Source organism: Chryseobacterium sp. MIQD13 (assembly GCF_050496705.1).
Taxonomy (GTDB): Bacteria; Bacteroidota; Bacteroidia; order Flavobacteriales; family Weeksellaceae; genus Chryseobacterium.
In genome coordinates this window covers 504,275-516,761 of the sequence record NZ_JBNWAF010000004.1, presented here as the reverse complement: position 1 = coordinate 516,761, position 12,487 = coordinate 504,275, and the positions used below count along the sequence as shown (strand labels likewise).

The 12,487-nt window shown below is 35.0% G+C and carries 9 protein-coding genes and 1 tRNA gene; 4 read left to right on the top strand and 6 right to left on the bottom strand.

Features of this window, described 5'->3' with window-relative positions:
• Positions 1 to 267: 267 nt before the first annotated feature.
• The 3 genes from ACQWU4_RS19280 to aceB all read right to left on the bottom strand — a co-directional run bounded on the left by ACQWU4_RS19280 (position 268) and on the right by aceB (position 3,821).
• A complete protein-coding gene (locus ACQWU4_RS19280; RefSeq protein WP_429937366.1) occupies positions 268 to 657 on the bottom strand; it encodes an acyl-CoA thioesterase in 390 nt (129 codons plus the stop codon).
• Between the two features lie 127 nt (positions 658 to 784).
• Positions 785 to 2,065 (bottom strand): isocitrate lyase, encoded by a 1,281-nt coding sequence (gene aceA / locus ACQWU4_RS19275; protein ID WP_429937365.1) that lies wholly within the window; start codon positions 2,063 to 2,065, stop codon positions 785 to 787.
• Positions 2,066 to 2,243: 178 nt separating this feature from the next.
• Positions 2,244 to 3,821: a malate synthase A gene (gene aceB / locus ACQWU4_RS19270; RefSeq protein ID WP_429937364.1), complete on the bottom strand. Its 1,578-nt coding sequence runs from the start codon at positions 3,819 to 3,821 to the stop codon at positions 2,244 to 2,246.
• A 125-nt stretch (positions 3,822 to 3,946) separates the two neighbouring features.
• Between aceB and ACQWU4_RS19265 the strand changes: the two genes are divergently transcribed.
• The 3 genes from ACQWU4_RS19265 (at position 3,947) to ACQWU4_RS19255 (ending at position 7,023) form a co-directional block, all read left to right on the top strand.
• Positions 3,947 to 5,431 (top strand): helix-turn-helix domain-containing protein, encoded by a 1,485-nt coding sequence (locus ACQWU4_RS19265; protein ID WP_429937363.1) that lies wholly within the window; start codon positions 3,947 to 3,949, stop codon positions 5,429 to 5,431.
• A 74-nt stretch (positions 5,432 to 5,505) separates the two neighbouring features.
• Positions 5,506 to 6,159, top strand: a complete 654-nt coding sequence (locus tag ACQWU4_RS19260; RefSeq protein WP_429937362.1) for a ComF family protein — start codon at positions 5,506 to 5,508, stop codon at positions 6,157 to 6,159.
• 174 nt (positions 6,160 to 6,333) lie between these two features.
• The gene (locus ACQWU4_RS19255; RefSeq protein WP_429937361.1) at positions 6,334 to 7,023 is read left to right on the top strand and encodes an alpha/beta fold hydrolase; all 690 of its coding nucleotides are present in this window, start codon (positions 6,334 to 6,336) and stop codon (positions 7,021 to 7,023) included.
• A 3-nt stretch (positions 7,024 to 7,026) separates the two neighbouring features.
• Here ACQWU4_RS19255 and upp read toward each other — a convergent pair whose 3' ends face one another.
• Positions 7,027 to 7,680, bottom strand: a complete 654-nt coding sequence (gene upp / locus ACQWU4_RS19250) for a uracil phosphoribosyltransferase (protein ID WP_429937360.1) — start codon at positions 7,678 to 7,680, stop codon at positions 7,027 to 7,029.
• Positions 7,681 to 7,761: 81 nt separating this feature from the next.
• Positions 7,762 to 9,072: a ribosome biogenesis GTPase Der gene (gene der, locus ACQWU4_RS19245; protein ID WP_429937359.1), complete on the bottom strand. Its 1,311-nt coding sequence runs from the start codon at positions 9,070 to 9,072 to the stop codon at positions 7,762 to 7,764.
• 256 nt (positions 9,073 to 9,328) lie between these two features.
• Here der and ACQWU4_RS19240 point away from each other — a divergent pair.
• Positions 9,329 to 9,399 (top strand) — tRNA-Gln (locus tag ACQWU4_RS19240).
• Between the two features lie 120 nt (positions 9,400 to 9,519).
• Here the strand turns inward: ACQWU4_RS19240 and ACQWU4_RS19235 are convergent.
• The gene (locus ACQWU4_RS19235) at positions 9,520 to 12,486 is read right to left on the bottom strand and encodes a thiopeptide-type bacteriocin biosynthesis protein (protein ID WP_429937358.1); all 2,967 of its coding nucleotides are present in this window, start codon (positions 12,484 to 12,486) and stop codon (positions 9,520 to 9,522) included.
• Between the last annotated feature and the right edge of the window lies 1 nt (position 12,487).

The window sequence follows — 12,487 nt, the reverse complement described above, 5'->3', positions numbered from 1 at the left end:
GCAAAATCTCATTGAAGAGATTTAATATAAACAATATCATTTATTGACATTTTAAAATGTTAAAATCATTGATAAACAAAGATATTCCCGGAAAGCGACAGAACTTGTCGTATAAAATTATAGATACAAATTTTTAGAATCAGGTTGGAAAATATTTGAAATTATACCTTAGAGTATTGCAAAAAGTGTAAAAAGATTTTATTAATCCATTACTCGTTAACAGTATGATTAATAATTAAATACTATAAAATTCGTAGAATCATATGGCTACTCTTTAAATTTCTCCAGCCAATTACTTTCCAGCCTTTTAATCTTTTGAGTTTTCCCATCAACCAGCACCCAAAGTGTACTTGAGTCCACAACAAGCTTATCATTACAGAAAAATTCAACTTTTCGGGGTTGCCTAATACCCTCAGGAGCTTTCGGATAGGTTTTAACAGTAATTATATCTCCGAGATAAACCTGTTTTTTGTACTGAATATGATGATCGACGAGCATCCATATATCTTCAGGACAGTCTGTTTTTCCTTTCACTTTATCCCAGTGTTCGCCTGCTATTTCCTCTACCCAATGTACATACTGCACATTGTTGACATGATTATTTCTGTCTATATGCTCTTCTGTTACCTGTATCTGTTTCTGATAAATTAAATCCATTATTTTTCGGGCTTCATGAATAACCAAATATATGGACTTTAAGTTTTTATTTTTCATTCCAAATTAAAAACCTTCCCAAAACTGAGAAGGTTCACATCTGTAAAAATTTATTTAGTTATGGAAATGATCAGTGAAACTGTGCTGTCTCCGTAGAATCTTTCATCGCTACTGTTGCCGAGGAACCATTGGTTACTACATTCTGGATCTCATCAAAATATCCTGTTCCTACAAATGACTGATGCTTTACCGCCCGGAATCCTTTCTGCTGAAGAGCAAATTCACGTTCCTGAAGCTCTGAATAACCAGCCATTCCTCTTTCTTTATAAGCCAAAGCAAGTTCAAACATTGCCGTGTTCAGTGCATGGAAACCTGCCAACGTAATAAACTGGAATTTATAACCCATTTTCGCAAGTTCTTCGCGGAAATTTGCCATTTCTTCCACGCTTAGTCTGGCTGCCCAATTGAAAGATGGAGAGCAGTTATAAGCCAGCATTTTCCCCGGAAACTGAGCATGAATTCCTTTTGCAAATCTTCTTGCCTGTTCCAGATCCGGATTAGAGGTTTCCATCCAGATCAGGTCTGCATAAGGCGCATAAGAAAGACCACGGTCAATTCCCTGCTCTACTCCGTTGTTCACAACATAAAAACCTTCGGAAGTCCTTTCTCCGGTTACAAATTTTTTATCCCTGTCATCAATATCTGAAGTTAAAAGATCTGCTGCATCTGCATCTGTTCTTGCAATGATGATACTTGGTACACCCAATACATCCGAAGCCAAACGGGCTGCAATCAGTTTATTAATAGCCTCCTGAGTGGGAACCAGAACCTTTCCTCCCAAATGCCCGCATTTTTTTGCAGAAGAAAGCTGGTCCTCAAAATGGACAGCTGCTGCCCCTGCCTCGATCATTTGTTTCATCAATTCAAAAGCATTCAGATTTCCTCCAAATCCCGCTTCCGCATCTGCTATAATCGGAACCAGGTATTCTTTATCACCGTTTCCACTTACTGACTGAATCTGATCTGCTCTCAATAAGGCATTATTGATTTTTTTCACTACAGAAGGCACAGAATTAGCCGGATACAATGACTGATCAGGATACATTTCTCCTGAAAGATTTGCATCCGCAGCAACCTGCCATCCTGAAAGATAGATAGCCTCCAGCCCTGCATCAACTTCCTGAACTGCCTGATTTCCTGTTAATGCACCAAGTCCTGCCACATAATCCTGATTATTCAATTTATCCCAGAATTTGTTGGACATTTCTGTCGCAATTGTATAATCAATTTTGTAGGAACCACGCAGCTTTAATACTTCTTCAGCAGTATATGTTCTTTTTACTCCTTTCCAACGTGGATTGGTCAGCCAATCCTGTTCTATAGCCTGGATTTGTTCTTCTTTTGTTTTCATAATATTTGGATTTATTGTTAACTAAGGGTTAAGGGATCAGGGTTTGAGAATAGGAGAGTTTTAGAATCGTATATTAGAAGTATAAGATTATAGCAGAATAAGATTTTGTTTTTGAACTGTACCTCATCCTAAAATTATTCTGCTCCAAACTCTATAACTTTCCTACTCTCAAACACTCTCACTCAATAAACGGGTACGCTTTCAATGTCAGGAATTCTTCAAATTTTTCTGAAAATATCAACTCATTGAAAAGTTCTTTTGCAAGATTGAATTTCCCATTTTTGAAACGCTGCTCACCTACATATTTCTCAATATTTTCTATTTCTTCAGATTCCCACTGGAGAATCATTTCACGGGCTAAAGTAATACCACTATCCAGCTTCGCATCATTTTTCAGCCATTGCCATAATTGTGTTCTTGATATTTCAGCAGTTGCGGCGTCTTCCATCAGATTATAAATGGCTGCCGCACCGGTTCCCATCAGCCAGCTTTCCAGATACAAAATACCGACATTGATATTTTTTCTTACTCCTTTTTCTGTGATCTCTCCTTCTGGAACCTCCAGCAGATCTTCTTCTTTAATATGGTATTCAAATTTTTTATCAATCTGATTTTTGGTCGGCATATGTTCATCAAAAATCTCTTTTGCAATGGAAACCAGGGCCGGATGTGCCACCCAGGTTCCGTCGTGGCCGTTTTTCACCTCACGCTCTTTATCTTTTCTTACCTTTTCAAAAGCCGCATTGTTTGCTTCATTATCATTCTTTACAGGAATCTGAGCTGCCATTCCTCCAATTGCATGAACATTTCTTTTATGACAGATCCCGATCACTCTTTTTGAATAGGCACTCATAAACGGTGAAGCCATAGTTACCTGATCTCTGTCCGGAACCATAAATTCAGGAAAATTTCTGAATTTTTTGATAAATGAAAAAATATAATCCCATCTGCCGCAATTCAATCCGGCACTGTGTTCTTTTAATTCAAATAAAATTTCATCAATCTGAAATGAAGCTGTAATTGTTTCGATCAAAACGGTAGCTTTAATAGTAGCTTCCGGAATCCCTAAATAATTCTGGGAAAAAACAAAAACCTCATTCCACCATCGTGCCTCTTTATAATGCTCCAATTTTGGAAGATAGAAATACGGACCGCTGCCATTATCCAGCAACTGCTGTGCATTATTAAAAAAGTAAATTCCAAAATCTGTCAGAGACCCTGATGTTTCTTCTCCATTGATTTCAATATGTTTTTCCGGCAGGTGCAGGCCTCGCGGACGAACCTGAAGAACAGCCATCTCTTCATTAAGCTGATAAGATTTCCCATTTTCAGCAGTGAAATCTACGTTACGCCGTACTGCATCCATCAGATTAATCTGTCCCTGAATACAGTTTTCCCAGGTAGGCGAACTGCTGTCTTCAAAATCTGCCATAAAAGTAGATGCACCGGAATTCAACGCATTGATGATCATTTTACGGTCTACAGGTCCTGTAATCTCCACTCGCCTGTCCAGTAAATCATCCGGAAGCGGCGAACAGCTCCAATTTCCATTTCTCACTTCTTCAGTTTCAGATAAAAATCCGGGAAGATTTCCCAAATCAAAAAACTCCTGTGTCTTTTTTCTTTCTTCTAAAAGTGCCAGTCTTTTTTGATTAAAATTCTGATGGAGAGCAACCATAAATTCCGTCAATTCCGGAGTGAAAATCTCTTCAAACTGCTTCTGGGCTTTTATTTTCAATTGAGTCTCTGTTTCCATAACCTGCTGATTTTGTGATTTGATGTTACAAACATAAATAAAAATATTCACAAACAGCGAACGTTCGCTAATTATTTTTAAAATTTATTATGCGAATAATCGCTTTCATTTTTTTATATTTGATTATGAATTCAGAAAGTGATTTTATTAAAACAGTCTTCGGATTGAAGCTGAAACAGCTCAGACAAAAGAAAAACTGGTCTTTGCAGGATCTTGCTGTAAAGACCGGCTTATCCAAATCTTACCTCAACGAGATTGAAAACGGAAAAAAATATCCTAAACATGATAAAATCATACAGCTTTCAGAATCATTGAGCTGTACTTTTGATGAACTGGTTTCTACCAAACTGGATAAAAGCCTTGCTCCTTTCAACGAAATTCTGCAGTCGGATTTTTTCAAGGAGGTACCTCTGGATCTTTTTGGAATCAACAAAAATAACCTCATCAGCATTATCAGCGATGCACCCAAAAAAGTAACCGCTTTTATCAATGCCCTGATTGAGATTTCTCAAAACTATAATCTGGGAAAGGAACGCTTTTATTTTGCTGTCCTTAGATCTTTCCAGGAGCTTTACGATAATTATTTCCCTGAAATTGAAGAGAAAACAGCAGAATTCATTAAAGAAAACGGGCTGAACATCAGTAAAGATCTGAGAGCTTCTGTTTTGGAAAGTATTCTTACTGAAAAATTCAATTATACTATAAAATCTGAGAATTTTGAAGAGTTTGGTACCTTGGATAATCTGCGCTCTCTTTTCATTCCTGAACAAAGGCTTTTGGTTTTGAACCAGAAACTTGAAAAAGACCAAAGAACTTTTATTCTGGCTAAAGAAATAGGATTCAATGTTCTGGAACTGAAAATCCGTCCGAATACTTATTCCTGGCTGGATTTTGGTAGTTTTGAAGAAATTCTGAATAATTTTTATGCATCATATTTCGCCGGGGCTTTGTTAATTTCTAAAGAACAGACCATTGAAAAAACCACGGAATTTCTCCTTCAGCATACATGGGAACCGAAAAGTTTCGAGGAGCTGATTGAACGTTTTACAGATTCTCCTGAAACGTTTTATTACAGACTTACTAATCTGCTTTCTTCTGAATTAGGCATTAAAGATCTGTTTTACCTGTGTTTGGTCAAAAAAAAGAATTCGGATAAGATCCAGATTTTAAAAGAACTTCACCTGAATCACCAGCAGGCACCACATGCCAACGCCACGAATGAACATTATTGCCGAAGATGGATTGCAGTAAAAAACCTCCACCATTTAAAGGAAAATGAAACACTTACTGATGCTCAGATCTCCCACTATAAAGATCAGGGAGTAAGTTATCTTGTTATTTCAACATCCCAAAAGAATCCTTTTTCTGATGGAAGCAACAGAAGTTATTGTCTTGGAATTCTATTAAACACACAAACCATAAAAAAGATTGGCTTTGTAAAGTCCCCGTCTTTAAAAACAATTAATGTAGGGGTTACCTGCGAATCCTGCAGCATTGCAGATTGTGAAGTCCGTCAGGCTCCCGCAGTCAGGCTGGAAAAGGAACATTTTAACCTCAGTATGAAGAATGCGATTGAGAAAATAAGGAAGCAAATGATAAATGATGAATGATAAATGATACATGATGAATATAAAGTTATAAGTCTCATAGATTATAGCTAATTTCAATTTATTAAAACACACAAATGATATTAGATTTATTTTTTCCCAACCGTTGCATTAGCTGCAACCGGATTATAGATGCAGATCTTTTGGTCTGCAGCTTATGTTTTGAGCAAATCCATTTTACCCACTTTGATTATTTCGGCGGAAATACGGTTAAAGAAAAATGCAGACTTCTTTTTCCTGTTGAAAATACTTATGCTTTGATGAAATTTGAAGAAAACGGTTTAAGCAGGCAACTTATTCATGAGCTGAAATACAAAAGCCGGGAAAACGCAGGAAAAACCCTTGCTGAATGGACTACAGAACGCCTGGATTTTAAAAACGGAAAGCCTGACATTCTGGTATCCGTTCCGCTTCATCAAAAAAAACTAAGAGAAAGAGGCTACAACCAACTGCATTTATTTACAGAAACTTTATCAAAGTTTTATGACATCCCATTCGATCATGAACTGATTCAAAGAAATCATTACTCAAAAGCACAGGCACTGAAGGATAAGAAGCACCGCCTGGAAACAGAGAATCCGTTTTCACTTTCAAAACCAATTTCCGGAAAACATATTCTTTTGATTGATGATGTTTTTACAACAGGAAATACCGTTTCATCAATTGCATGGGAGATTTTAAATGCGGGTGAAAATAAGGTGAGTGTTTTGGTAATGGCCGTGGATTCCTGATGAGTATTTTGAGTTTGAGTGTCTTAGGGTAAATGAGTATTAAAATAAGTTGCTGGTTGCCAGTTGCTAGTTAATCATTACTGAACTCTAAAACTCATTTACCCTAAGACACTCAAACTCTTCTCCCTTTCCTCTTTCGATTCTTTTTCCTAATTTTCCGGTAAACTATTGAACATGAAAAATCTGCTTTTGCTTCATGGTGCGCTGGGACACAGTGATATTTTTAAGCCTTATGAGAAAGAGCTGTCAAAATATTTCAATATCCGAACCCTTTTATTTTCCGGACATGGGAATACAGAACTATCTGAAAATGGTATCAGCATCGAAAAATATACTGAGGAAATCAGAGATTATTTAGAAAAGGAAAATTTGGATGATGTTTATATTTTCGGTCACAGTATGGGAGGTTATGCTGCACTTTGCTGTGCTTTAAGGCATCCGGAAAGAATCAATTCTATTATGACGTTGGGAACAAAATTCAACTGGACCGAAGATCAGGCTTTAAAAGAGAGTAAAATGCTTGATCCGGAGGCTATTCTCCTGAAAGTCCCGAAATATGCCGAACAGCTGGAAACCCAACATGGTGCGAAATGGAAACAGTTATTGCCTGCCATTGCAGAGATGATGATTTCATTGGGCAAAAATCCTCCTTTGAATGAAAGCAGTCTCTGGGCTGTCACCATACCTGTACAAATTATGGCCGGAGACAAAGATAATATGGTGAGTATAGAGGAAAGTGTAAGTGCCTACCGTAGTATTCCTAATGCAAAATTGGCCATACTTCCGGATACAAAACATCCTATGGAAAAAGTACGGCCAACTTTATTATCTGATCTGATGAAAGATTTCTGGAATCTTTCCTAATGTTTATCGTTGTAATTTTTCACCGTAGCTTAAATCTCCGGCATCGCCAAGTCCAGGGGTGATATAACCTTTGGAAGTCAATCCTTCATCAATGGCTCCTACCCAAATTTTTGCGTCAGGATAAGCTTTCTCGATAGTTTCTACTCCCTGCCTGGAAGCAATTGCAGCAACAATATGCAGCTGGGTTGGAGTTCCGTTGGTCAGAAGGTCTTTGATGGCTTCTATTAATGATGCCCCTGTTGCCAGCATTGGATCAGCTACAATCAATGGTCTTCCTTCAATATTGGGGCAGGTAAGATAATCCTGCTTGATTGAGAAATAATCATTAGCATCGTGTTTTCTGTAAGCAGCTACAAAGCCACAGTCCGCTCTGTCAAGATAGCTCAGAATCCCTTCAAACAAAGGTACACCAGCTCTCAAAATAGTTGTTATAACCGGCTGAACTGCTATTTCCTGAACTTTGATTTTGTCTAAAGGGGTTTGAATTTCCACTTCCTTATATTCTAATCCTTTACTGATTTCAAAAGCTGCAATTTCACCAATACGCTCCATATTTCTACGGAATCTCATTCTGTCATGCTGGATATCTACATTCCTAAGCTCGTTGATCCAGGAGTTTACTAAAGAGGACTGTTTTGACAATACAATTGTATTCATTATCTGAAAAAGCTTTTATTTAAAATATTAAATTTAATATGAATAAAATCCCTCTTAGAAAAAATCTAAAAGGGATTATTTTTATTTCTGTCTGAAATACACCTCGATCGGAACTCCGGTGAATCCGAATTCTTTTCTCAATTGGTTTTCAGTAAATCTTTTGTAAGGTTCTTTTACGTACTGAGGCAGGTTACAGAAAAATACAAACTGCGGTGACGGCGTCGGAAGCTGTACACAGTATTTGATTTTAATATACTTACCTTTATTAGCCGGCGGCGGGGTCTGTTCAAATATAGGAAGCATTACCTCGTTTAATTTTGAAGTTTTAATCTTCTTTTTACGATCTTCATAAACCTCCATTGCCACTTCTACAGCTTTCAGAATTCTTTGCTTCGTTAAAGCTGAAACAAACAGAATAGGAACATCGTGAAACTGACCGATCTTATCTTTGATCACTTTCTCGAAATCACGCATGGTATTAGTCTGCTTGTCTTCTACAAGATCCCATTTATTAACCAGAATTACAATTCCTTTTCTGTTCTTCTGTGCCAGTCCGAAGATATTCATATCCTGAGATTCCCAACCCAGTGTAGCATCTACCATAACGATTACCACATCGGAAAATTCGATAGAACGGATAGATCTCATTACAGAATAGAATTCCAAATCTTCATTTACTTTAGATTTTCTTCTCATTCCGGCTGTATCTACCAACACAAATTCATGACCGAATTTATTATAAAGGGTCTGAATACTGTCTCTTGTAGTACCTGCAATATCTGTTACGATATTTCTCTCTACATCAAGCAAAGCATTTGTTAAAGTAGATTTCCCTACGTTTGGACGGCCTGCAATAGTAATTTTAGGCAATCCTTCGAACGGATCTTTGTATTCTGTGGTTGGAAAGTCTTTAACAATATCATCTAAAAGATCTCCTGTTCCTGAGCCCGTAGCCGAAGAAAGTGTGTAATATTTATCGATACCTAGCTGATAGAATTCTGTAGCAGGAAGTTCTTCCTTTGCTGAATCCACTTTATTGATAACAATATAAATAGGTTTATTTGATCTTCTTAAAAGACGGTAGATCTCATAATCTGTATCAGTAAGACCTTCTTCTACATTCATCATAAAGATGATAGAGGTAGCTTCATCTACAGCCAGCTGCACCTGCTTACGGATCTCTTCTTCAAAAATATCATCCGTTCCTACATCATATCCTCCGGTATCTATAACTGTAAAATCTACACCATTCCAGTCAGATTTTCCGTAATGACGGTCTCTGGTAACACCAGCCGTAGAATCTACGATGGCTTCTCTTCTTTCCAGTAAACGATTAAAAAGTGTGGATTTTCCTACGTTGGGGCGCCCAACGATTGCGACAATATTTGACATAAAAATGTTTAATAAATGAAATTATTAATGGGTATCTCCAACTTTTGGAGCCCAATTTTTTTGCAAAGATAAGATTTTATTATTTAGCCGTTAAAAAAGTATAGTTTGTAAAATTGTTTCTGATTAACTCACTACAGTATATTTAATTAAAAATCATATAATTATGGATAAACACTACTTTTTCCAGGGCAAAACTGTAAAAAATTATTTTTTCAATCGAATATTTTTTTATACTTTCGCACCTCCAAAGTAACAAAGACCCATGGTGTAGCGGTAACACTACTGATTTTGGTTCAGTCATCTGGGGTTCGAATCCCTGTGGGTCTACAAAAAGCCATTAAAATTAATTAATTTTAATGGCTTTTAATATTATAATTAAGATTGTTCTAAAATTTATCTTATCCTGGAAAAAAACTGTTTTAAGCTAATACCAATCCTGAAAAATTATTATATTAATATATTTTTCTGCCGGTAATAATTTTCTTTAAGGTTCTTTTCTAAAATACAATAAGTAATATATTCAAAAAAGCGATTATCTTTTTTTATAAGCCGCATTAAGTGCATATGTATTAAATCGAAAGCCTGATCTTCTTTATTGGAAGTATCAGATTTTTGTAAATTAATATGTATTTCCAATCGGATTTTTTCTAAAATGTTATCTATTTCCGAATGTTCAGCAGATAATATGGTATCAATATTCTGTTTATTTTCTAAAATAATTCTGTTAATGTTCTTATTATCATCAGCGCTTATTCCTAATTCCGTTCCGAAAAAGCCTTTTATTTTCTTTACATATTTTATTTTATCTTCAACCGTATAAAAAAAGCAATCAATATAATACAATGCTATCTTTACAGAGAAAAGCCAGTTTTCAATAGTGCTTTCCAGTGCTTGTTTTATAATTTGATATGCTATTAAACTGTCCCAATAGTATATTCTCTCAAAAAATAAAATATTATCACCTTGATATCTTATCATTTCTCTGTCATAAGTATCATACTGCAGAGAATCAATGTGTGAATTTTTTTCACTTAAAGCCTTATTTATCTCATCTATTAATTTTATTTGCTGATCAGAAAACACTCTGAATCTTATATGAAAATCCGGAGCATAATAATATAAAAACATGAAATGTGAGATAATTCCTTTCTCTACCAGATTATTCAGAACAGGTACAATATCCAGTATAATTGTGCTTGCAATATCTTCATTAACAAATAATTTGAAATAGATACACTCATGTATAAACGGATAAAGTTTATTTAAAACATGTACAGTTTCCGGTATTTTTTGAGAAGTATAGGTAAGAAAATTTTTATTCTTCAGTGGAGTAATAACTTCTAAATTAACTGCTGATTTGTATTCATCAGTAAAAAAAGGCTGGTAATCATCATAAATTGCCTCACATACAATTAATGTATTTTTCTTCTTAAGCTCTTTTAAGAACAGCTCAACGGATATCTGTATGTTCTGATTGATATAAAGTTCCTGCTCGCCATCTATAATACAAAATGTTTTCTTTAAACCCAATTTCCCTGCATTCTCATCATAAAGCGGTAATGCAGCAACGATACTTTCATTTTTATTCTTAAAAAAATCAGATGTTTTTATAAGCCAATGCGCTTTCTTTAAAATATGATTCTTATAGCTGATCCTAGGAAAAAAACCAAGAGTATTCAATACATTATTAACATTAATAGAGCTTTTCTCATGGTAATCATGCTGGGTACTGACATCTAGTAAGAACTTAAAAACCGGGCTGTTCAGAGTGTGATAATGATCAAAGAATGTAGAAAATGTTGGAATTATATATTTATTAAGCTTTTTACTCCTCAGATAAACCTTTGATTCAATAATACTGATATATAAATCATTAATGTCGATGTATTTTTGACCATCCTCTACCGGTATATCATTCGGATATCTTATAATATAATCAAAATTGATATTCCGTTTTACAATATGCCCTGCCAGATAAGTTGGCAGATGTTCAACCTCTGCTAAAATAAAATTCGATCCGATGGTCTTCTTTTGATACGAGCTGATCTCTTCTACAAAAGACTTTATTTCCTTATTTTCCGTGAACCTTCCTACTATTTTTATTGGTGATGAATAGGATATATAATTAATATTTATAATTTTCTTCCAACTATACTGAGGATCTTTAAAGAGTGAATAAGAACAGTATTTAGTACCGGTATCAGGGATGCTGTGCTTCAATGAAGATAGTTCATCTTTTTCAAACTCTATTTTTGTTTCCCCGTTTTTAGCCGCTTCAAATGTTTTTCTCAAAATAAGTAATTCCAATTTACTTAATTCTGCATGACCAGTATGGCTGCTGCTACCCTGACCATTACCATATCCCATATCTAAAGCCTCTAATAAAAGAACTTCTTTTTCCCCATATTTTTTATTAAAAGAATAAATAAACTTTTCTAAACGTGTTTCCTTTGAGTTAAAATTTTGTGACAGCTTTTCATATACAGATAATGCATCCTGTACATCATTCACAGTATCAAAATCTATTTGAATATTACTTTCAAAGTTTAAATCATACTTTATTTTGTCTGCAAGTGAGTTGTTTATGACTCCACTCGTTTGAAATTCATAAATATCATTTAATGACTGAAATAAAATAGGATTATCTCTTCTGAGCTCTTCCGAAATAATAAGCTTTAATAAATTATTCTGTATGAAGTCCTGGCCAATTGTCGAATAATTAAGATTAGAAAAAATGATTGATTCGTTAAGAATCTCGTCAAAAAATGTATAAGCTTCCTCTTCAGTAGCATTGAAACTTTCTTCCAGGAAACTAATGATTTCAGCCATAGACCGGTCTTTCTGAAAAAAAATAAAAAGGGAATCCATCACCTCATCATTTTCTATACTGGTCTTATGATAATTTTTGATCCTGCTTTTAAAATTTTTCTGGATATAAATTAACTCTGAGCCTTTAGAATAAATCGTATTATTAAGACTATAAGTAAGTTTTTCCTTGATTATTTTGTTTTCGCCGGCCTCTTTTATAACCCGGTCCAGATATTCATAATCAATTTTAGGCAATAATTTTTTTTCATAGACAGGAACTTCTTCTTCATTTTTTTTAGAATGATTTATAAGACCAATCCCCGAGAACATTCCAAAAGGTATGGGCCTGTTTGCCGCACGGGAAAAATATTTATAGAAAGTAAATTCAATATTTTTCTTCTTTTCAGAAGATTTGTTATCATGCTGCAACAACAGGTTATAAAATTCTTCAGATGACATCTTTACGGAATCTATAAACAATTCATTGTCTTGTAAATGTTTATATATTTCTGCAAAAGAACTATTCGAAAGATAAATATTTTTAAAAAAATCCAGACTGAACAAAGGCCTTCTGATTATGGATTTCGTGAACAATGAATCCGACATA

Excerpts from the sequence above, each read along its gene's own strand:
- ACQWU4_RS19265 (WP_429937363.1), top strand. The coding sequence starts at position 3,947 with ATGAATTCAGAAAGTGATTTTATTAAAACAGTCTTCGGATTGAAGCTG.
- ACQWU4_RS19280 (WP_429937366.1), bottom strand. The coding sequence starts at position 657 with ATGGATTTAATTTATCAGAAACAGATACAGGTAACAGAAGAGCATATA.
- ACQWU4_RS19255 (WP_429937361.1), top strand. The coding sequence starts at position 6,334 with ATGAAAAATCTGCTTTTGCTTCATGGTGCGCTGGGACACAGTGATATT.
- aceA (WP_429937365.1), bottom strand. The coding sequence starts at position 2,065 with ATGAAAACAAAAGAAGAACAAATCCAGGCTATAGAACAGGATTGGCTG.
- ACQWU4_RS19235 (WP_429937358.1), bottom strand. The coding sequence starts at position 12,486 with ATGTCGGATTCATTGTTCACGAAATCCATAATCAGAAGGCCTTTGTTC.
- aceB (WP_429937364.1), bottom strand. The coding sequence starts at position 3,821 with ATGGAAACAGAGACTCAATTGAAAATAAAAGCCCAGAAGCAGTTTGAA.
- der (WP_429937359.1), bottom strand. The coding sequence starts at position 9,072 with ATGTCAAATATTGTCGCAATCGTTGGGCGCCCCAACGTAGGAAAATCC.
- ACQWU4_RS19260 (WP_429937362.1), top strand. The coding sequence starts at position 5,506 with ATGATATTAGATTTATTTTTTCCCAACCGTTGCATTAGCTGCAACCGG.
- upp (WP_429937360.1), bottom strand. The coding sequence starts at position 7,680 with ATGAATACAATTGTATTGTCAAAACAGTCCTCTTTAGTAAACTCCTGG.